Genomic DNA, 21,003 nt, shown 5'->3' with positions numbered 1-21,003 from the left:
GTTCACACCCGGCCCGTCACAGGCAAACCAGCACCCGTAATGTCTCTTGCCGCGTCGGACATCAAGAATTCAATGATGCCTGCCAAAGAATCGGGTGTTACCCAATCGCTGTGATTGGCATCGGGCATGGCATCACGGTTGGTGGGGGTGTCCAGCACGCTGGGTAAAACCGCATTCACGCGAATTCCAAAGGCCTTGTTTTCTTGTGCAGTGGCTTCTGTCAGGCGAAGTACGGACGACTTTGCCGCGGCGTAAGCGCCCATGCCCTCCAGTGCCTTGCCTGCCGCGGAAGCCCCGACGTTGACGATGACTCCAGCCTGTTGATCCTGAAACATTGGCAACACCGCCTGGGTCATGTTCACCGCAGTTTGCACATTGCTGGCGTACAGGGTGTCCCACACCTCCAGCGAACCCCCGTTTTGCAATTCCCATGAAAAACCGCCGGCAAGGTTGACCACGGCGTCCACACGGCCGAAATATTCCAGCGCCTGATTGATCACCTCCTGCGCATGGTCGGGTTGGGTCAGATCCACATTGCCAATGGACACGGCGTCGCTTTCACCTTCCCAGGGCGGCTGATTCAAGTCCACCAGCAACAAGCGATAACCCGCCTTGCCGAGATAATTCGACACAGCCTGCCCCAGATAACCCGCCGCACCGGTCACGATGGCCACTTTGCCCAGCATACGCCCCTACTCCTTGCATGTGTGTGTTGCCGGTATTCTGACATGAAAGCCCCATGACCAAACGGGTACCCCCGACAAGTTGCACCCCTATTCAGGCCATCGATAAAGCGGGCCTTGCGACCGTCAAACCTGACAAGCACAGTCAGGAGACACATCATGGTCAGCGGTTTGATATTTGGATTGGCAAGCTTGTTTGCGCCACAGGCAGACCTTCCACAAGTGGCCTCGGTCCAGCATGAACTGGCCATCTACGCACAGGATTTTTCACTGGACCCGCAACGGGTGTATGTGCGCAACGCCTCTTTCAAAAATCCGAGCCCGTTTCTGACCAGTGGTGCCAGCGCGTCTTGTGTGGTCTACATCAATGACAACGGCGATTCAAGGCGTGTGTGGTCACACATGCTCGATGGCGCAGATTCAAGTCTTCAACAGGCGTTTGCCACCTTTTCGACCGGGCATGAGCTGACCCATTGCCTATTGGCAGAACCAGGCCAACGCGTGGCCAAGCGGGAATCGCTTGAACGGTTTCTGGGCGTTCGGTTCAAAAACAACGTGCAATTTGAGGAAACCTATGGAGACTTGGTGGGCCTGGCTTTTTTGAAGCAGCAAGACCCGGAGCACTATCAGGCTGTGTTTGACCGGTTGAAAGACATTCGCCAGGAATTTGCAGACCGCGACCCGGAACACGACAGTTCCGCCTTTTTGAGCGAGGAAAACAGCGTATTTGCCAGTCAGCTGGCAGCCAGAAAAACCACGGTGGCGGTGGCAAGCAACCCCTGAGGGTTTGAATAACAGCCACAGAAAACAGAAAAGGCACCCCGAAGGGTGCCTTTTTTTCGCCCAAGGGGTCGGAGGCCCCTGAACAAAAATAAACTTACACTGGCAGACCACCTGTGGGTGGGTGCAGCAATACGTCTGTAACAGGCGACAACGCACTGCTGGAAATCGGCAGATGGGCCGAATTCACTGCTGACAGCAATTGATCAGCCACAGGAGTCAAGCTAGGCAGGTTGGACAAAGGCAAGGAGCCCAGCGCCGATGGATCCGTTGGCAAGCCACCTGCGGCCAGATTGGTCACCGTGTTGATAACGGGATCCAGCGGGAAGGTTGGTGCTGAGCCGCCGACTGAACCCGTCAACAGATCGCCAACGGGTTGCAGAACCGCATCCAGTGGCGTACCAGTGGTTGGCAGGTGACCAAAGTCGGGCAAACCAGACGGCAAACCGCCTGACAAGCCCCCACCCAGCGAGCTGGAAACCGTGGCCAGTACACCATCCAACGGTGTGCCGGTGGTAGGAAGATGACCAAAATCGGGCAGACCAGATGGAAGACCTGAAGGCAGACCACCACCGAGCGCGCCAGTCACTTGCGACAACACACCATCCAGCGGTGTGCCAGTGCTAGGGATAGAGCCGAAGTCGGGCAAGCCGGATGGAAGACCTGAAGGCAGACCACCACCGAGCGCGCCAGTGACTTGTGACAGCACGCCATCCAGCGGTGTGCCAGTGGAAGGCAGACCGTCGGTGGGCAGTCCGGATGGCAGACCACCGCCCAGTGCATCAGTAACCTGGGCCAAAACACCGTCCAGAGGGGTGCCAGTAGCGGGCAGACCACCCGTGGGCAGGCCAGAAGGCAAACCGCCGTCCAAAGCAGCAATCAAAGGATCGGTCACAGGATGCAGAGCCGTGAACACCTGATCAAGGCCTGCCGCCAAGGGCTGGCTTGCCTGTGGCAGCATGGATTCGCCGGTGGCCAGTGCTTGCATGACGGGGTCCAAAACGGGTGCCAGTGCCTCGGAACCCTGTACCAAACCAGCATGCAACTGGCTTAGCACTGGATCCAGTGCGGTAACCGCCTGATTGACGCCAGAGGCCAGTTGCGGGCTGACCATGTCGAGGCCTGAGGCCACGTTTTGAGCAATCACAGACAGATTGACCGGCAGGTCGGGCAAACCGGCGGCCACCATGGCTGTGCTTGAAGTACCGATCAGCGGATCAAGCACGGGCTGAAGCGCATTGTCAACCGCAGTGGTTACTGGTGTCAGGCCAGAATCCAGAGAATTGGTCACTGGGGCCAGACCGTTCAGTGTGGCGGTCAGGTTGTCGTTGACAGGCTGGGTGACGGGATCAAGTGCAGAGGTCACGGGTGCGGTTTGAGCCAACACGGGGTCGAGACTGCTTGCAATGGGATTTAATGCGGTCAAAGGCTGATTTGTTACCGCGTTTACAGGGGCCAACGCACTGTAGGTTTGATTCACGGTGGGCGACGTGGCACCTGTTGTGTCAGCGAGCGAGCTCACAACGCCCGGAGTCGCAGACGAACCGCTGGTTGAAGAGTTGGTGGAGCTGCCACCACTGGAGCCATTGCTTCCGGACAGTACGAATGCCGCGCCGGCCAACGCACCCAATGGGCCGGCTGCGCCGCCACCGGCCAGTGCTGCAGCGCCGAACAGGCCAAACATGCCGCCACTGGCCACTGCCACTGCTGGATTGTCGCCCTGTTGAGTCACCTCAAAATTGCCTTCGGCCACGTTGAACTGGCCACCCTGTGCACCATCGGCCAAAGTGGCTGTCGAGTTGGGCTGGAGAATGCCTTCTGTGGCGGACTTGCCATTTGTGGCAGGGAATTCGATGTAGGCTGAGCCGTCTGCCCCGGTGTGAACCGTGTCTCCGGGCAGAATTTTGTCGCCTTCTTTCAGTACTGCTTTTTCTCCGTTGGCGTGGGTCACTGTGACCTCGCCCAATACGCTTTTGATTGTTCCAGTAATATTAGCCACAGTGCATTCTCCGACAATGGTGTGTGATTTTCAAAAGTTGGCAATTTGCCCTTGTGAGAGTTTTACCGACAACGCTAGCGCTTTGGATGCAAAAAAAAGCCTTTATTTAACTATTGTTAACAATAAATGTAGGCACTTTTCTGCTGGTCTTTTCAAACCATTTTCTTGACGCAAGCCCTACCTGCTCTTTTTTTGTAGGGGATCACCATTTTGAGTGATGGATTGTAACTCTTTTGAGGGGGAAATTAGAGCAAACCTACCACTTCAATTGGCGAATCGCGAGTTCTTTCATGATTTCCTCTGCGCCACCCCCAATGCTCATGACTTTGGTTTCGCGGTAAATCCGTTCCGACTTGGTACCGCGCATAAAGCCCATCCCGCCTAGAATCTGCACCGCTTCACCGGCGCAATGCTGCATGGTTTGGGTTGCCATGTTTTTAAGCAGACAGATGTCAGCGATCAATTGGTCAGAGATGTCACCCCGATCAATCCGGGCCAGCGTGTCGTCAAACCAGGCCTCGGTCGCGCGAATTCGCATGCGCATGTCGGCCAGTTTGTGTGCGATGACCTGATGATCCATCAGGCGTTTGCCAAAAGTCTGACGGTTCTGGGCCCAATCCAGTGCCTCTTCAAAACAGACACGGGCAAAGCCGACGCTGGCGCCACTCAACATCAGCCGTTCGGTGTTGAAGTTTTCCATCACAATGCGAAAGCCCTTGTTTTCAACACCCACCAGGTTGCTGGCTGGCACCAGCACATCCTGAAAATGCAGGGCAGCCGTGTCAGACATCCACCAACCCATTTTCTTCAATGGGGTGCGCGTAAGGCCTTTGCTGTTGCCCGGTACCATGATGACCGAAATGCCTTTGGCACCCGGCTCGCCCGTGCGAACGGCCACGGTCAGCCAATCTGCCCGCACGCCACTGGTGATAAACACCTTTTCGCCATTGATGCGGTAATGGGGCTGGCCCTCCACCTGCACCAGGTCGGCGCGGGTTTTCAGGTTGGCCACATCCGAGCCACCGGTCGGCTCGGTGATCGCAAGGGCACTGATCAACTCGCCCCGCAACACAGCAGGCGCGATGGACTGCACCAAGGCCTCACTGCCATGGTTGATCAAAGGGGGCAGGCCAATGTTGTGAGAAAAAAGCCCCGCCAGCAAACCACCCGAGCCGGCCTTGCAAATCAAGTTGCTCAGTTTCAGTCGATCTGCCAGCGAACACTCAAAGCCCCCCAATTCTTCCGGATAGCCCAAGCCAAGCAGGCCAAGCTCTCCGGCAGTGCGGTACAGCGACTTGGGAAATTCACCCGCCTCATCCCAATCATTGATGTGGGGGGTAATTTGTTCTTTGACGAACCGCTCCACGGAGTTGAAGAAGTCTTCCATCATTTCACCTCGACGAGTTGAGCCAGTGTTTGACCCATGTTCATTTGTTGACCCACCTCAACCAGAATTGAATCCACTGTTGCATCCGAACGCGCAGCGATGCGGTGCTCCATCTTCATCGCCTCCAGGCAGAACAGCACGTCGCCGGCTTGTACGGGCTGACCAGGCTGCACCAGAATCTGAGTGATCTTGCCATTCATGGGGCTTTTGACCAGGGGCTGAAACTGCCCCTGAGACGCGGCCGAATCGGTTTGAAGCGTGTGATCAGCGACCAGCAATGCCCGGGCTTGACCGGAAAGCCGCACCCATGCGCCCTCTGCGCACGGCCACACCGTGGCGCGCACAGGTTGTGTGCCCATGGTTGCGGCGTAATGCACGCCACCCTCGACGACCTGCCATTGCAGAGTGGACAAAGTCACGGACTCCGTGCTTTTCTCTGTGAAAATGCGAGCCTCATTGAGCGAGTCTTGCTCGAGGCTGACCCTGTGCAACGCCCCCCCGAAATGCAGACGCAGATTGCGCCGCATGGCGCGGGTGCTGCTGTAGGCGGCCAGCGGTGCGGGCCATGTGCGTGCCAGATCGGGCCGGTTCGCAAAATACAGACTGGCGATCAAAGCCTCTGCGGGCAATTCGGCCTGTTCATCCACGAACAACAAGCTGTCGGCCTGTTCTGCCAGAAACGCAGTGCTGAATTGCCCCGCCACAAACACAGGGTGCAGGGCGATTCGAGCCAGGTAAGCGGCGTTGTGTTCGAAGCCGATCAGCACCGTCTGGTTCAAGGCGTTTGCAAGCGCCTGACAAGCCAACTCACGCGTGGGTGCGTGGGCAATGACTTTGGCCAGCAGGCTGTCGTACCAAGGGCTGACCTCCAGACCGGCCTGCAAGGCATCGTCACAGCGGGCAAGCGAAGGGGCAGACCAAGCCAGAACCGGGCCTGTTTGTGGCATGAAATCCTTTGCGGGGTCCTCGGCACACAGTCGACCTTGAATGGCATGGCCCGTAAAAGCAATGTCGTGCTGCTGAAGCGTCAATGGCTCGCCACCGGCGATGCGCAATTGCCACTGAACCAGATCCACACCGGTGATCGCTTCCGTCACGCCATGCTCAACCTGCAGGCGCGTGTTCATCTCGATGAAATAAAACTCGCCCCGGCTGTCCAGCAAAAACTCAACGGTGCCTGCGCCCACATAACCTGTGGCATGCACCAACTTCAGCGCCGCCTCGCCCATGGTTTTGCGCAGGGCGACATCCACCGCCGGGCTGGGGGCTTCCTCCACAATTTTCTGGTGTCGGCGTTGCACTGTGCAGTCGCGCTCGCCAAGGTGGATGGCGTGTCCATATTGGTCTGCCAGCACCTGAATTTCAATGTGGCGAGGGGCCACAATGGCCTTTTCCAGCATCACTCGGTCGTCATTGAACGCGTTCTTGGACTCCAGCCGCGCTGAATGCAGTTGCGCCGCGAATTCAGCCTCGTCTAGAACCAGACGCATGCCCCGCCCGCCACCACCGGCCAGCGCCTTGATCATCACCGGAAAGCCGATGTCGCGCGCGGCCTGCAACAAGTCCATGTCGGTGGCCTGGTCGAAATTAAAGCCGGGAATGCAGGGCAACCCGGCCTGGCGTGCAATCTCCTTGGCACGGGCCTTGTCGGCCATGTCGGCAATCGCTTGCGAGGTCGGCCCCACCAGGCGAATGCCTGCAGCTTCACACGCTTTGGCAAAGTCGGGGCTTTCTGACACAAACCCGTAGCCAGGGTGAATGGCGTCAGCCCCACTGGCCTTGGCCACCTCAATTAATTGGTCAATTCGCAAATACGATTCAAGTGAGGGAGCCGGGCCAATGCACCAGGCTTCATCGGCCTCCCGGACGTGCAAAGCCTTCGCGTCCGCTTCGGAATACACGGCCACGGTCTGAATGCCCAGCGCCGTGGCAGCCCGCTGAATGCGGCGCGCTATTTCGTTGCGGTTGGCGATTAGCAGCTTGCGAATGGGTTGAATGGTCACGCCCATGTCAGCTGGACTTCTTCTTGCTGGGCAATGTGCCCATGAATTTGCAAATGATGCCCAACATCACTTCGTCTGCACCACCACCGATCGAGATCAAGCGGCCATCGCGATACAACTGCGAGGCGGGGTTTTCCCAGGTAAAGCCCATGCCACCCCAGAACTGCAGGCACTTGTCTGCCACTTCGCGCACCAAGCGACCACTTTTCAGTTTGCACATGCTGGCAAGCTCGGTCACATCGCTGCCATCGACATACGTTTCAGTGGCCTGCCACACCAGGGCGCGCAGGGCCTCCACTTCTGTTTTCAGTTCAGCCAGCGTGAAATGCACCACTTGCTGATCCAGCACGGTGCTGCCAAACAACTGGCGCTGACGGGTGTAGTCGATCGTTTCGTTGATGACGCGCATCATGCCCTCGATGCTGTTGGCAGCACCCCAAAGGCGTTCTTCCTGAAACTGCAGCATTTGGTACATGAAGCCCGCACCTTCCATGCCGATCAGGTTGCGCTGCGGCACCCGCACGTTGTCAAAGTGAATCAGGCCTGTGTCTGAACTCCACATGCCGATCTTGTGAATCTTTTTTTCGATCGTGATGCCGGGCGTCTTCATGGGCACGATGATCAGGCTTTTGTTCTGGTGGGGCTTGCCCTCGCTGGTGTTGGCAAGCAGGCACATCCAGTCTGCCTGCAGGCTGTTGGTGATCCACATCTTGCTGCCATTGATGATGTAATCGCTGCCGTCTTTGCGGGCGGTGGTTTTCACACCCGCCACGTCTGACCCGGCGCCGGGTTCGGACACACCAATACAGGCCACTGCATCACCAGCGACCGCTGGTGCCAGAAATTCCTTGCGCAATTCGTCAGACCCGAATCGGGCCAAGGCAGGTGTGGCCATGTCAGTTTGCACACCAATCGCCATGGGCACGCCACCGCAATGAATTTTGCCCAGGGCTTGGGCAGCCACCACGGCGTAGCTGTAATCCAGCCCGGCACCACCAAAGGCCTCGGGCTTGGTCAGGCCCAGCAGGCCCAGGTCGCCCATTTTTTTAAACAGATCATGGGCAGGAAACATTTGCTCCTTTTCCCAAGTGGCGACATGGGGATTGATCTCATTGTCCACAAACCGCTCAATGGTTCGCTGCAATTCTTTGTGTTCTTGCGTCAGTCTCAAAATGGTCTCCTCAATGGTGTCTTTAGGGTTTGGTCAGTCTCATGGCCTTGCCACGCCAAACTGCATGGGCTGAACGCTGCGTTCAGCCTGCAGGCTTGCGGCAAGGGCCATGGCCAATACCTGTCGGGTGTCTCTGGGGTCGATCACGCCGTCGTCAAGCAGCAGGCCACTGGTGTAAAAGGCGCTGGTTTGCGATTCGAAGGTGTCGACGATCTGTTTTTTCATGTTGTCCAGCATGAATTCAGGCACTTCCATGCCCTTGCGCGCTGCGCTGGCCTGCATCACGGTGGCCATGGTGCCTGCGGCTTGCTCAGCGCCCATGACCGCCGTCTTGCTGTTGGGCCATGCAAACACGAAGCGAGGGCCAAAGGCACGGCCACACATGCCGTAGTTGCCAGCACCAAAGCTGGCCCCACACAGCACAGTAATTTGCGGCACGGTGGCGTTGCTGACAGCCTGAATCATTTTTGAGCCATGCTTGATGATGCCGCCCTGTTCTGCGTCTTTGCCCACCATGTAACCCGTGGTGTTTTGCAGGTAAATGATGGGGGTCCGGGTTTGACAGCAGCTTTGAATGAAGTGGGTGGCTTTGGTTGCGCCTGCGGTGTCAATCGGACCCAGGTTGGTGATGATGCCGATGCTGACACCCATCAGTTTGGCGTAGCCGCACAGTGTGGCCGAGCCATAACCGGCCTTGAACTCCAGAAAATCGGAGGCGTCGACAATCCGAGCAATCACCTCGCGCATGTCCACGGGCGTCTTGATGTCTGCTGGCATGATGCCCAGCAGCTCATCGGCGCTGTACGCGGGTGCAGGGGCATCCGGATTCAAGCGGGGGATGGCATGACGGTCACTGCCGTTCCAGTCCATTTTCTCCATCACCTCACGCGCGATGGCAATCGCATGTCGGTCGTCTTCAGCCAGGTAATCGCCCAGTCCTGAAATGGCGCAATGCATTTCAGCGCCACCGAGTTCCTCATCGGTGGCAATTTCACCCGTGGCGGCCTTCAGCAAGGGCGGCCCGGCCAGAAAGGCCCGCGCCCGCTCACGCACCATGATGACCACGTCGCTTAAGCCAGGAATGTACGCCCCGCCGGCGGTGGATGAGCCATGCAACACATTGACCACCGGCAAGCCGGCCGCGCTTAACTTGGCAAGGCGATAAAAGTTGCCCCCACCCAGGACAAAGTGCTCGACCTTGTACTTCAGCAGATTTGCGCCTGCGGATTCGCCCAAATTAATAAACGGCAGGCGGTTTTCAAGGGCGATGTCTTGCGCACGCTGCATTTTTTCAATGCCCATGGCCTGCAACGCGCCTGCTTCAATGCCGGAATCGCTGGCCACCACCATGCACAAGGTGTTTGCAACATAGGCCAGCCCGGCGATGATGCCTCCACCCGGAATGCTTTTCTCGGGCTTTTGTCCGTCCTGCATGTACCCAGCGAGCGTACTCAACTCCAAAAAAGGCGAGCCCGGATCGATCAGCAAAGCCAAACGCTCACGCGGCATCAATTGACCACGCTTGGCAAATGAAGGTGCCGACTTTGCTGAGGCCTCGCGGGTTCGCCTTTCGAGCTCACGAAGCGTGGCCAAGGCTTGTTCCATGTGCTGGGCGTTGGTCTTGAATGCCTCACTGCTGGCAGCAATCGCGGTGTCAAGTTTGGGCATGGCGCATCAATCCTTTTTCTGCTTGGCCGCAGCGCGTTCAGCGTCCCGCCGTTTGACCACTTCCGGCACGCCACCCAAGTGAAAGCTGTTGAATGCAGGGTTTTGTTGGCCATTTCCAACCACGGGCCACACGCGCTTGGCATTGGGTGCTGCGCCATCCACCCGAATGCAGCTGCCTGAAATAAACGAAGCCGCTGGGCTGCACAAGAAAGTCAACACGCCAGACACTTCCGCTTCCAGCCCCAAACGCTGCAGGGGGATGGTCTTGTCCAGTTGCATGATGGTCTGCTTCATGGGCTCGGGGTAGGTGTCCATCCCGCTAGACGCGATGAAGCCGGGGGCGACTGCATTGACGCGCACGGGTGCCCATTCCAGTGAGGCGGTTTCCGAGAAATTCAACATGCCCGCACGCGCCGCACCGGAATGACCCATGCCGGGCATGCCGTTCCACATGTCTGCAATGATGTTGGTGATCGACATGTCCTTTTTCCCCAACTGGCGGATCATGTACTGGTTAAACACCTCGCGGGCCATCAGGAAGCCGCCAGTCAGGTTGTTGCGAACCACGGTTTCCCAGCCTTTCGCGCTGATGGCCGATAAGGGGGAGGGAAACTGCCCACCGGCGTTGTTGATCAGGTGATCAATCTTGCCGTGTGCACCCAGAATGTCTGCAACCGTGGCCACCACTCGCTCTTCTTCGCGAATGTCACAGCTGTGCAGCGTGATCTTCACAGGACAAGTCTGCTCAATTTCAGCCTTGACGGTTTCAAGCTTGTCCAGCTTGCGCCCAACCAGCGCGAGATCGGCGCCCAGACTGGCCAGCTCATGCGCGGTGCAACGGCCAATGCCGGACCCGCCGCCCGTGACGACGATTGTTTGACCGGCAAACAAGCCGGGTATGAATACAGAGTTAAATGCGTTCAAGATGGGTATTCCAATTATTCAATCAAACGTTTGATTGTTAACTTTCCTTTGCTATCATGTCAAGCGGAAGTCACCTTTCAACCTGAATAATCGAGGAAACACGCCATGAACATGCCCACCCAAAAAACGGTCCGCATTGGGGGCGCCTGCGGCTTCTGGGGCGACAGCAGCCTGGGAGCCCACCAACTGGTCAACACGCCCGGCATGCAGTACATCACCTTCGATTACCTGGCTGAACTGACGCTGGCCATCATGGCGGGCATGCGCATGAAAAATCCGGAGCAAGGCTATGCGCTGGACTTTGTCGATTTGATGAAGCAGGTGCTGCCAAAGGCCAAAGCACAGGGCATACGCATCATTGCCAATGCGGGTGGCTTAAACCCCGGGGCCTGCGCGCAGGCCCTTTCGCAAGCCATGGAAGCGCTCGGCCAACCCGTTAAAATCGGAGTGGTCAGTGGCGACGACGCAAGCGGTGTGCTGCAAAATTTGCGCAAGCAGGGCAATGAGCTCAAAGACATGCAGTCGGGCCAGCCCGCCCCTGCCTTTGTGTTGACTGCGAACGCCTATCTCGGAGCCTTTCCGATTGCGGCGGCCCTTGGAGCCGGTGCCGACATCGTGATTACTGGCCGAGTGGTCGACAGCGCCATGGTGCTGGGCGCGCTGATTCATGAATTCAAATGGACCCCGACACAACTGGATGAACTGGCGCAAGGCAGCCTGGCCGGGCACATTGTGGAATGCGGCGCCCAGGCCACTGGCGGGCTGTTTACCGACTGGCAGGTGGTGCCCGACTGGGCCAACATTGGCTATCCGTTTGTGGACGTTACTGCCGATGGATCCTTCACACTTGGCAAGCCCGACCACACGGGCGGGCTGATCAACAAAGCGGTGGCCAGCGAACAGCTGCTGTATGAAATTGGCGACCCCGCAAACTATCAATTGCCCGATGTGGTCTGCGACTTCACCCAGGTCCACATTGAAAATTCAGGCGACAACCGAGTCAGAATTTCTGGTGCAAAAGGCAAAGCACCCTCCGGCCAGTACAAAGTGTGCGCCACCTACCCCGATGGCTTTCGGTGCATCGGCCTGTTGTCCATCGTCGGCTTTGACGCGGCAGAAAAGGCCAAACGCACAGCCGAAGCCATACTGGAGCGCACCCGAACGCAGTTTAAACAACTGGATCTGGCCGATTACACGCGTGCACACTATGAAGTGATCGGCACTGAAACAGACTTCGGCCCCCATGCACAGGTTTTGAACGCGCGTGAGGCCATGCTGCGCATCGCCATTCACCACGCAGACAAAAAGGCGGCCACGCTGTTCTCCAAGGAGATTGCACCCGCCGGCACCAGTTTTGCACCGGGCACCAGCGGCAACTTTGGCATGGGCCGACCCAACGTCGTGCCCCTGGTGCGCTTGTTCAGCACCCTGATCGACAAGTCGCTGGTTCAAGCCAAAGTCAGCATCAACGGTGAGGTGGTGGAGTACACAGAACCCGAGCATCCCTTGGCAGCGCCCCCAGGCCAAACAAGCCAAAATCAAGCCAGCGCAAACGTTTACACACCGATCGGCAGATTGCTGATCGACATTGCCCACGGCAGAAGTGGCGACAAAGGCAACACCAGCAATGTAGGGCTTGTGGCACGAAGCGATACTGACTGGGCCCTGCTAAAGGCCGCCATTACCCCCGAACGGGTAAAGGCCTATCTGGGTCATCTTGTTCAAGGGTCTGTCACCGTTTATCCATTGCCAGGCATTAACGCGCTCAATGTCGTGATGGATCAAGCCCTGGATGGCGGTGGCATGACCTCCATGCGCAACGACCCCCTGGGTAAGGGCATGGCCCAATTGATGCTGACCATGCCAATCTGACAGTCCTTCAAGCATGCAAAGGGGGCCCTTTTGGTGCCCCCTGACTGTGTAGACCCCTAAGTTAGTTATCTTTTTCCTACACGCTGTCTCCGTAGTACCGATGTAAGGCAAAAAATTCGATGCCCTATCTTTCGCTACTCAGGAGAACACCATGACTTTGAACAAACTGTTGATTGCCTCTTCCATCGCCTTTGCATTTGCCGCCCCAACAAGCGGTCAAGCCGCCACCAGCAGCCTGGATGGATGGGGTTCAGCTTTCGCAGCAGCCCATGCAGCCAGCCAGCAAGGCAGCCTGTCAGGCGGCGGCCAGGGACAAGGCGAACTGCACCTGGCCTTCGGTTCTGCACCGGCGGCACAACCCGCCCCGGCACCCGCCGCGCCTGCTGCGCCTTCAGCACCCGCCGCTCAGCAACCCGCGCCAGCCGCTCCCGCAGCACCCAGCGCACCAGCCGCGCAACCTGCCCCGCCCGCTGACAACAGCACAGCCATGAACGATCAGCCCTCAACCCCAGCCGCACAAAGTGCCGAGGCCCCCGCAGCACCAGGCGCGGACCAGGGCAATTCAGCCATGGCGTCTGTCAGTGGCAGCCTGAGCGCCTCTGTGACTCCCAACACGGAAGCACTGGGACAAACACTTGCCAAGGTGGATGCGGTGTACCAAATGGGAGGCAATGCCGTCGCTTCTGTTGCCAAAACAGCATTGGATCAGGTGCAAGGAATCGCCGATCAAACCTCTGGCACGCAAACCATGTCCCTGAGCCAAAGCCAAAGCGGTAATATGAATGTCGCCGGATTGGCCACAGTGGCCATGGAAGGCAATATGGCTGCGACTGCCAGCATGGCCAACTCAGGCCAACTGGCTGCGCTCACCGCCATGACAAGCTCCATCGTGCAAAATGCGATTGCTGCTCGCCCAGCTTCACTGATCGGCCTGCTGCACTGAAATGGGTTTTGCAAGAAAAACAGCCGCTTTCGAGCGGCTGTTTTTTTATGAACACAGGCAGAACTGAACCACTTTGTCTGCCAGGGTTTCCAGGCTGTCGCCCGGCCTTTGCTTGTACCAAGTCACCATAAAATTCATGGAACCCAATATCATCAGCCGGGCAAACTTGGGCTCAGATTGAATCAGGCCGTCCTTGGCCAGCGCATTGATCGCATCTTGCCAGATCGCGTCGTACTCGTCTTTGGTGGCAATCAACCGCCTTTGATGCATGTCATCCAGGCAACGCCAGTTGTACAACATCACGGGGATGAAATCATTGCCTTCTTCGAGAATGATAGAAAGGTGCACTTTCACGAGTGCCAGAAATTGTTCACGCGCAATCAAGCTTGGTGAGATCACCGCCCTGGTTTTCTCAAGCCCTTGGCGCAGGCCCTCCTCAACCACGGCAACCAGAATGTCCTGCTTGCTGGCGAAATGATAAAACGGACTGCCGCACTGCATGCCGACCGCATTGGCAATGGCGCGCATGCTGGCACCGTCGTAACCTTTGTCGCGAAACAGCCTAGCCGCTGCCCGCACAATGTCACCCCTTCGACCGTCATCGGGTCCTTTTGATTCTTTTGTTGCCTTCAACACGGTTGAAACCTTTTTAATTCAATTCCAGACACATCCACTGATGCGCAATGCCCACTTCTTCATGAGCTGGCCCAACGGGCACAAATCCCCAGTGTTCATAAAATCCAATGGCAGCCGCTTGGGCACTCAAAGTGACTCTGTCATGTCCCTGCTGCCGGGCCAATTCAATCAATGTGTTCAGAATGGCTGCGCCGACTCCTTTACCACGGTAGTTCTTGTGCACAGCCATACGGCCAATTTTTCCATCGACCAACAAACGCCCGGTGCCCACCGCCTGATCGTTCAACCAGGCAATTGCGTGCACCGCAGTGGCGTCCGCCTCATCCCATTCCTCAGATTCATCGATGCCCTGCTCTTGCACGAAAACCGCCTTCCGAATGGGCTTTGCCCACACGGAACACAGGTGCCAGGCCGCGCAATCGACATGAACCATTTAACCGAGCGCAGACAGTTCAGTGTCCACCGCGTCGAGCATGTCCTGGGTGATCATGCCGCCAGAGAAGTTGGCAACCACTGCCAGGGGAAAGCCGCGACCCATCGCAATTTGCGGGTGGGTGGAAATGCCAGGCATGTGCTTTTCAAGAATGGCCTTGGTCTGGTCGTTGTCGAGCAGATCGCCCAGTTTGGACTGCGTAGAAAATCCCATCATTGTCTCCATGAAGATGTGGTGTTCAATATTCAAACGTTTGTTTGAATATCAATCTTCATTCTAGACCACAAATTTTTATTTGTAACGCGCTTTCAGCGCTTCAATGGCTTTGGCATGCACAATTTCAATGTCACTTTCGGCCGAGGTAGTGGCGTGCATATTGCGCACCAAACCATCTTTGAGGCTGTAAATCCAGCCGTGAACAGTCAAGCTCTGCCCCCGGTCCCAAGCGTCTTCAATCAAGGTGCTCTCGCAAAGCCTGCGCACCTGCTCGATCACGTTCAATTCACACAACTCATCCATACAGCGGGATTCCGTCTCCGGCGTCAGGCGGCTTAATATGCCATGGTGTTTGGCAAGCTGGTGAATGGGCCTGATCCAGGCGTCCGCCAAACCCAGCCTTTCACCATGCATGGCTGCACGTACGCCACCGCAGCCGTAATGGCCCACGATCATGATGTGCTTGACCTTTAACACCTCCACGGCGTACTGCGTGGCCGACTGGGCGTTCAGATCGCCATGAAAAACCTGATTGGCCACATTGCGATGCACAAACACTTCACCGGGGTCCAGGTTCACGATCGTGTTGGCGGGCACACGGCTGTCCGAGCAACCGATCCAGAAAAATTCGGGGGTTTGCTGATTCTCGAGGCGACTGAAAAATTCGGGATCGCGGTCAAGCTGGGCAGTCGCCCACACTTTGTTGGCATCCAGCAGATGCTGCAATTGGTCGGGCACAGCCCACCTGTTTTAAAAGTAACAAGCCCGCATTCTAAACCTGAATGCGGGTTTGCGTCTTAAAAATCAGATCTGTTCGGTTCGGTGATTACTGCTGAAAAATCAGGCTAGCCGAAAATGCCTTGTCCGGGCTGGCCTGGCTGTAACCCTTGGTGTAGCCGACTTGCAAGGCCGAGGTCGGGCCAAAAGCGTACACACCTGAAATGGTTCGTTCTTTGCGGTCTTGGCCACCGGCCACAATCGCATCCCGCTTTGTTGCATTGAAATTCAGGTTCAACTCATTGCTCAAGGCCAGGCCAAAGCCCAGCCCATAATAGTTGCCGTCCTTCAATTGAACCGTTGCACTTTTTCCATAAATTTGCCGACCGTAGTTGCCGTTCAAGGAAAATCCATCCTTGAATCGATAGGCAAAGTCGCCTTGAGCAGCGTAGTCGGTTTTACCTGTGCCCAAGCCTTTGTCCTCGTTGCCCACGGGCAACTTCAGCAAACCTGTTGCACCCACGGTCCAACCCAAGGCAGTGGGCCCGCCGATGAAATCGGTGGACAAGGTCGTCAATACGTCACCCAAACCACTTTCTTTGCGGGTGGACTGATTGGTGGAGTTGGTTACGGTGCCGTTCACGAAAGTGCCGGGGCCTTCCAGCGAAATATAGGGCACGAAAATTGAAGCGCGATAACTCGGCGTTACGTAAGTGGCACCCAAGGTAAATGCCTTGGCTTTCGTTTCCTGCGTTTGCCCGAACTTGCCCTTCAGGCTGTCAAAACTGTAGGTCATCAACAGGCTGTCTGTATCCGCATGCGCACTGGCTACACAACACACCAGCAGACCCGCGGCCGCGCCTTTCAAAAAAATTTGCCCCATGGCTGTCTCCTCTGAATTTGAGTGACAGTATAGGGGCAAAAAGGCAACAAGAAGAGTACGCCAAAAGGTGAATGGAAAACTACCTACAAGCCAAACCGATTAACCATTGATCGGTGGTGGGGGCGGCATGTGGTCACGCATTTGTTGTTCATGCTCGGTGCGCAATGTGTGCGCCTTGGCGCGTTGCTCGGGGGTCAGCACCATGTAGATCTGGTGGCGGGCCTCCAGCATTTTCAGTTGATTCAATCGTTCGCTGTCCTGCATGTTTCGAATCAATTGATCTGCCTTGGCCTTGTCAAACTCTGGCGCCTCGGTCAACTGATCGAGCTGCTTGCGCATGTCTTTTCGAGCCTTCCAGCTCTCGCGAATGTCCGCCTTTTGAGACGCCATGATTTGCTTGACCTGCGCCTTCTGTGCATCCGTCAAATTCAGTTGCTCAAGCATCTTCATGCCTGGTTCACGACCATGATGACCATGATGGCCCCTGGGCTGCTGCTGTTCAGTGCCCTGGCGGTCGCCAATCGAGTCGTCGCTGGCCGCGTTGGACACCATCGGAATGGCCATGGCCATGGCAGTCACTGCCAACATTTGCTTGATGTAACGGGCCGTCGTCTTGTTTGCATTCATTTGAGTCTCCTTGGGATCAATTCAACCAACGCCTTCATCGTAGGGTAGGGCTCCGTAAAGAGGGTTGCAGTTTTTGTAAAGAAGGGTAAAGGCGGAAAAGGGACTTTCACGACATTGACGGGTTTCAGCTAAGATTCCGACATGGCAAAAATACTTCACATCGACGACGACATTGAACTGGGCGACATGCTGTGCCAGTACCTGCAAGGCGAAGGCTTTGAGGCGGAGCATTGCCCAAGCCCCGTTGAGGGCCTGAAAAAACTCGAAGCGGGCAGCTACAACCTCGTGATTCTCGACGTCATGATGCCGGAGCAGAGCGGGCTGGACACCCTGAAGGCCATCCGCGCCAAAATGAACATCCCCGTCATTATGCTGACGGCCAAAGGCGACAACATTGATCGCATCATCGGGCTTGAATTGGGCTCCGATGACTATGTCCCCAAACCCTGCATGCCCCGTGAGATTGTTGCTCGCGTGCGCGCTGTACTTCGCCGCATTTCCGAACCCGCCAACCCCAACCAAAGCCTTGAATTGGGACCACTGGTGGTCAATCCGGGCAAACGAAAGGTCATTCTGGATGGCCAGGACATCGATTTGACCAGCGCCGAATTCAACCTGCTGACCTTGCTGGTCAGACAGGCCGGTCAAGTGGTCAGCAAAGAAACCCTGAGCGAAGAAGGGCTGGGCAAGAAGCTTGAGCGCTTTGACCGCAGCGTGGACGTGCACCTGAGCAACATTCGCAACAAACTCGGACTCAGCGGAGAGTCGCCTTCTGCGCTGGTACTGCACACCATCCGTGGCAAGGGTTACCAACTCAGCCTGGTGTAACCATGGGAAAACTGTTTTGGAAATTCTTTTTCGGATTCTGGCTTTGCTTGATTCTAGCTGCGGGCGCTACAGGGGCCGTGCTGTATTTGTTGCGCGAAAAGCCGCACAGCACCGATCTCGCAGAAGGCCCGCGCGCCCAATTCCTGCTTGAAACCGCACAAGAAATCATTGAGGGAAAAGGCCCGAAAGCCCTTGAAAGGGTACTCGTCAAAGGTCGGAGCCGAACAGGGCAAACCATGCCCATTTTCGCGGTGTCACAAGACGGCAAAGAACTGCTCGGCAGAGGCATTCCAGACAACATCAATGAACGGATCAAAAATCTGGGAACCGAAAAGTCTGATGAAGACGGCATCATTCAGGTGACCGCAGTGGATGGCAGTCAATGGGTTCTGTTCATTCCCAAGCCACCTCGCGTGCCTCAAAAGCGCATCCACAAAGACCCTGAGAAGGCGTTGGAACCCCCATTGCCCCCCTTTCCAACGCTGGGGGTGGTGGTTGCCATGCTGGCCAGCGTGCTGTTTGCCGGTGGCCTGGCCTACAACTTCAGCAGCCCCTTGCGCAAACTGAAGCGGGCCTTTGAGCAGGCTGGTCGCGGTGAACTGGGTATTCGCATTGCACCTGATTCACCACGCAAAGACGAAATGGGCGAGCTGCTCAGCGGATTTGACGCCATGGCTGAGCAGATCGAAAGGCACATCAAACAGCATCAAACCCTGTTGCATGATGTGTCGCATGAACTGCGTTCACCTTTGGCGCGCTTGAACATGGCGACGGGCCTGGCGCGTCAAAGCCCGGCGAATCTTGAAAAAAGCCTGTCCAGAATCGAACTTGAGGCCGAACGACTGGATCGCCTGATCGGAGAGTTGCTCAACCTGTCGCGACTGGAAACGGGCATCAACTCAGGCAGCTTCAGCACGCACAATGTGATTGATCTTTTGAATGCTGTAATTGATGACGCCCAGTTTGAAGCACAGAACTGCAATCGACGCGTCGTCGTCAATTGCGCCCTTCAAAAATGGCTGTCCAGATGCGATCCTGAAGCCCTTCAGGGCGCGTTTGAAAACCTGCTTCGCAACGCCCTGCGATACACCCCCGAGGGCAGCGCTGTCACAGTCGATTGCTACCCCGACAACCAACAGCGACTTCAAATCCACATTCGCGATGAGGGCCCAGGTGTTCCGGCCGACGCCATTGACAAGCTGTTTACCCCCTTTTTCAAGATCGGCCCGCTGGCTGGCAACGGCCTTGGCCTGGCCATCGTGAAAAAAACCGTCGAAGTTCACAAAGGCACGCTAGAAGCCACCAATCTACAACCACATGGATTGAAGATCAGTTTAAGTTTGCCTAAACTGAGTTGACCGATCACCCGCACAAGGCCATACATGCCCAACTCAGGCAACACCAAAACCCTTATTCTTGCCGGTGCCACAGGCGTCGTCGGCCAGGCCGTCATGAAGCTTGCGCTGGCCCATCCGCAGGTCGGCAAAGTGGTGGCATTAACCCGAAAGCCCCTGCCACCTCAGCCCAAGCTGCTCGACCAGCTCATCGATTTTGATCAAATGCCTGAGACCGCACCCTGGTGGGAAAATGCCGATGCGGTCATTTGCACACTGGGCACCACCATCAAGATTGCAAAAACAGCCGAGGCATTTCGGCGGGTTGACCTGCATTACCCCGCCCAGCTGGCTCGAATTGCCAGTTTGAATGGCGTTCACACCTTCGTTCTGAATTCAGCCATGATGGCCAATCCGAAGGCCAGAGGCCTTTATCTTCGAACCAAGGGCGAAGCTGAAAAAGCCGTGGTAGAAGCCGGATTTGAGTCGGTAACACTGGCCAGACCAGGACTGCTGGATGGCAATCGATCGGAGAAACGCCCCGGCGAAGAACTTGGCCTGCTTGTCAGCCGAATCGCCAAACCCCTTCTGCCAAAGCGCATGCGCAGCGTGCCTGTTGAAAACCTGGCCCGCATCATGCTCGAATGTGCTTTGCGTGCCAGGCCGGGCGTAGAAGTGCTTGAATCAGAAGTCTTTCAATCAACTACGCTGAGCTAGCCAGGCCGACGTTTTGGCCCAAATGGTGCCTGCGGCCTCTTTGCCGCTCACGATGCCAATGTGTCCGCCGGGGCCGATAAAAAATTCTTTGTCGGCACTGCCCACCACCTTCATCATGCCCTTTGAACAAGGCACATTCGAAAGGGCGTCGCTTTTGCCAGCCACACAAAGCAAGGGGCAAGTCACCTGGCTTAAATGCACCTGCTCGTGCCCCACAGTGAATTGTCCGTGGGCCGTTTCGTTCTCCATCCAGATGCTGCAAAACCAGTCGCGCAGCGCGCCGCCTGGATATGCCTCCAATTTCTCGATGAAAGCCGCTTGGTTGGCGTGTTGCTCCACAAACGCACGATCATGCAATTGCTTGACCAGGCCCACATAGCCTTTCACCGCGCTGGCGGGGTCCAACAACTTGAAGCCGATCACATTGGCCCAACCCGGGGTGTAAAACAGGCGGGCCGGAAACTTGCGCAAGTTAATGCGCGCTGCCTTCAACAGGCCCGACAATCGCTTGTACTGCCGCCCGGCTGCACCGTTGGCATGGCCATCAATCGGGGTGCCCAGCGTAATCAGGTTCTTGATGCCTTTGCAATTCACCTTGGCGGCGTGAACGGCCGCCATGCCACCGCCCATGCTCCAGCCGTGCAGGCTCAGTTCGGCTTGCCCTGAATGTTCGCGCACGGCATCCAGGCATTTCGGTAAAAACTGGTCAATGTAAGTTTCAAGCGTGTAAGCGGCGTGTTTGCGCGTCGGCTTGCCCCAATCGATCAGGTACACATCAAAACCCTGATCACACAAATATTTCACAAAACTGCGCTCAGGGTGAATGTCATACACCAGCATGTTCACCGCCAGTGGCGACACGATGACCAGGGGTGTGGCGTACCGCTTTTTTGCAGCATCCAACGCATAGTGCCGCACGCTGTAAAGGTCGTCGGAAAACACCACTTCGTAAGGGGTTGATCCAGCCGCCACCATGGATTGGGCATTCAGGGTGCGGTCTTTCAGGTTTTTGGTGACAGACAAAATTCTGCCCACCGGAGCGGTCATGCGCATACAAAAATCCAGCAAATTCCATTGAAGGATCAAAGCATAACTGACGGGTAACTTAAATGCATCTGAAAGGCTGGAGGATGGGCTCGAAACTCGCGACAAAGGAACTTTTAATCCCAGGTGTGCGACCTA

At 56.5% G+C, this 21,003-nt stretch carries 20 protein-coding genes; 6 read left to right on the top strand and 14 right to left on the bottom strand.

The genetic code is table 11. The features are described 5' to 3' along the window. Window positions 1-2: 2 nt before the first annotated feature. The gene (locus QQJ87_RS02555; protein ID WP_284279758.1) at window positions 3-686 is read right to left on the bottom strand and encodes an SDR family NAD(P)-dependent oxidoreductase; all 684 of its coding nucleotides are present in this window, start codon (window positions 684-686) and stop codon (window positions 3-5) included. A 156-nt stretch (window positions 687-842) separates the two neighbouring features. Between QQJ87_RS02555 and QQJ87_RS02550 the strand changes: the two genes are divergently transcribed. After that, window positions 843-1,466 carry a hypothetical protein gene (locus QQJ87_RS02550; protein WP_284279757.1) on the top strand — a complete coding sequence of 208 codons (624 nt, stop codon included), beginning with the start codon at window positions 843-845 and terminating at the stop codon, window positions 1,464-1,466. Between the two features lie 94 nt (window positions 1,467-1,560). Here QQJ87_RS02550 and QQJ87_RS02545 read toward each other — a convergent pair whose 3' ends face one another. The 6 genes from QQJ87_RS02545 to QQJ87_RS02520 form a co-directional block, all read right to left on the bottom strand. Then, complete coding sequence (locus tag QQJ87_RS02545) at window positions 1,561-3,462, bottom strand: FecR family protein (RefSeq protein ID WP_284279756.1); 1,902 nt, start codon at window positions 3,460-3,462, stop codon at window positions 1,561-1,563. Window positions 3,463-3,718: 256 nt separating this feature from the next. Beyond that, window positions 3,719-4,849, bottom strand: a complete 1,131-nt coding sequence (locus tag QQJ87_RS02540; RefSeq protein ID WP_284280077.1) for an acyl-CoA dehydrogenase family protein — start codon at window positions 4,847-4,849, stop codon at window positions 3,719-3,721. Beyond that, window positions 4,849-6,858 (bottom strand): acetyl/propionyl/methylcrotonyl-CoA carboxylase subunit alpha, encoded by a 2,010-nt coding sequence (locus QQJ87_RS02535; RefSeq protein WP_284279755.1) that lies wholly within the window; start codon window positions 6,856-6,858, stop codon window positions 4,849-4,851. The genes QQJ87_RS02540 and QQJ87_RS02535 overlap by 1 nt, the downstream gene beginning before the upstream one ends. A 1-nt stretch (window position 6,859) precedes the next feature. Beyond that, on the bottom strand, window positions 6,860-8,023 hold the full coding sequence (locus QQJ87_RS02530) for an acyl-CoA dehydrogenase family protein (RefSeq protein ID WP_284279754.1): 1,164 nt from the start codon (window positions 8,021-8,023) through the stop codon (window positions 6,860-6,862). Between the two features lie 39 nt (window positions 8,024-8,062). Beyond that, window positions 8,063-9,691 (bottom strand): acyl-CoA carboxylase subunit beta, encoded by a 1,629-nt coding sequence (locus QQJ87_RS02525; protein WP_284279753.1) that lies wholly within the window; start codon window positions 9,689-9,691, stop codon window positions 8,063-8,065. 6 nt (window positions 9,692-9,697) lie between these two features. After that, window positions 9,698-10,615 carry an SDR family oxidoreductase gene (locus QQJ87_RS02520; protein ID WP_284279752.1) on the bottom strand — a complete coding sequence of 306 codons (918 nt, stop codon included), beginning with the start codon at window positions 10,613-10,615 and terminating at the stop codon, window positions 9,698-9,700. 105 nt (window positions 10,616-10,720) lie between these two features. Here QQJ87_RS02520 and QQJ87_RS02515 point away from each other — a divergent pair, with 105 nt between their 5' ends. Next, window positions 10,721-12,487: an acyclic terpene utilization AtuA family protein gene (locus tag QQJ87_RS02515; protein ID WP_284279751.1), complete on the top strand. Its 1,767-nt coding sequence runs from the start codon at window positions 10,721-10,723 to the stop codon at window positions 12,485-12,487. A gap of 151 nt (window positions 12,488-12,638) precedes the next feature. Further along, the gene (locus QQJ87_RS02510; RefSeq protein ID WP_284279750.1) at window positions 12,639-13,430 is read left to right on the top strand and encodes a hypothetical protein; all 792 of its coding nucleotides are present in this window, start codon (window positions 12,639-12,641) and stop codon (window positions 13,428-13,430) included. Between the two features lie 45 nt (window positions 13,431-13,475). On the opposite strand, the gene QQJ87_RS02505 is transcribed toward QQJ87_RS02510, so the two are convergent. The 6 genes from QQJ87_RS02505 to QQJ87_RS02480 form a co-directional block, all read right to left on the bottom strand. Next, window positions 13,476-14,066 carry a TetR/AcrR family transcriptional regulator gene (locus QQJ87_RS02505; RefSeq protein ID WP_284279749.1) on the bottom strand — a complete coding sequence of 197 codons (591 nt, stop codon included), beginning with the start codon at window positions 14,064-14,066 and terminating at the stop codon, window positions 13,476-13,478. A 13-nt stretch (window positions 14,067-14,079) separates the two neighbouring features. Beyond that, complete coding sequence (locus tag QQJ87_RS02500) at window positions 14,080-14,499, bottom strand: GNAT family N-acetyltransferase (RefSeq protein ID WP_284279748.1); 420 nt, start codon at window positions 14,497-14,499, stop codon at window positions 14,080-14,082. Further along, window positions 14,500-14,712, bottom strand: a complete 213-nt coding sequence (locus QQJ87_RS02495) for a hypothetical protein (RefSeq protein WP_284279747.1) — start codon at window positions 14,710-14,712, stop codon at window positions 14,500-14,502. Window positions 14,713-14,790: 78 nt separating this feature from the next. Continuing rightward, complete coding sequence (locus QQJ87_RS02490) at window positions 14,791-15,441, bottom strand: carbonic anhydrase (RefSeq protein ID WP_284280076.1); 651 nt, start codon at window positions 15,439-15,441, stop codon at window positions 14,791-14,793. Window positions 15,442-15,541: 100 nt separating this feature from the next. Continuing rightward, window positions 15,542-16,315 carry a transporter family protein gene (locus QQJ87_RS02485; protein WP_284279746.1) on the bottom strand — a complete coding sequence of 258 codons (774 nt, stop codon included), beginning with the start codon at window positions 16,313-16,315 and terminating at the stop codon, window positions 15,542-15,544. Window positions 16,316-16,414: 99 nt separating this feature from the next. Further along, window positions 16,415-16,942 carry a Spy/CpxP family protein refolding chaperone gene (locus QQJ87_RS02480; RefSeq protein WP_284279745.1) on the bottom strand — a complete coding sequence of 176 codons (528 nt, stop codon included), beginning with the start codon at window positions 16,940-16,942 and terminating at the stop codon, window positions 16,415-16,417. A 141-nt stretch (window positions 16,943-17,083) separates the two neighbouring features. Between QQJ87_RS02480 and QQJ87_RS02475 the strand changes: the two genes are divergently transcribed. Genes QQJ87_RS02475 through QQJ87_RS02465 form a run of 3 tightly spaced genes read left to right on the top strand, consistent with a single transcriptional unit; the run spans window position 17,084 to window position 19,821 of the window. Then, window positions 17,084-17,770, top strand: a complete 687-nt coding sequence (locus tag QQJ87_RS02475; RefSeq protein WP_284279744.1) for a response regulator transcription factor — start codon at window positions 17,084-17,086, stop codon at window positions 17,768-17,770. A 2-nt stretch (window positions 17,771-17,772) separates the two neighbouring features. Continuing rightward, window positions 17,773-19,128: an ATP-binding protein gene (locus tag QQJ87_RS02470; RefSeq protein ID WP_284279743.1), complete on the top strand. Its 1,356-nt coding sequence runs from the start codon at window positions 17,773-17,775 to the stop codon at window positions 19,126-19,128. A gap of 24 nt (window positions 19,129-19,152) precedes the next feature. Continuing rightward, window positions 19,153-19,821 carry an NAD(P)H-binding protein gene (locus tag QQJ87_RS02465; protein WP_284279742.1) on the top strand — a complete coding sequence of 223 codons (669 nt, stop codon included), beginning with the start codon at window positions 19,153-19,155 and terminating at the stop codon, window positions 19,819-19,821. Here QQJ87_RS02465 and QQJ87_RS02460 read toward each other — a convergent pair. After that, window positions 19,804-20,874 (bottom strand): alpha/beta fold hydrolase, encoded by a 1,071-nt coding sequence (locus tag QQJ87_RS02460; RefSeq protein ID WP_284279741.1) that lies wholly within the window; start codon window positions 20,872-20,874, stop codon window positions 19,804-19,806. The genes QQJ87_RS02465 and QQJ87_RS02460 overlap by 18 nt on opposite strands. Window positions 20,875-21,003 lie beyond the last annotated feature (129 nt).

The organism is Limnobacter litoralis (assembly GCF_030160455.1).
Classification (GTDB): domain Bacteria; phylum Pseudomonadota; class Gammaproteobacteria; order Burkholderiales; family Burkholderiaceae_B; genus Limnobacter; species Limnobacter litoralis.
This window is presented reverse-complemented; position numbering and strand designations above follow the sequence as displayed.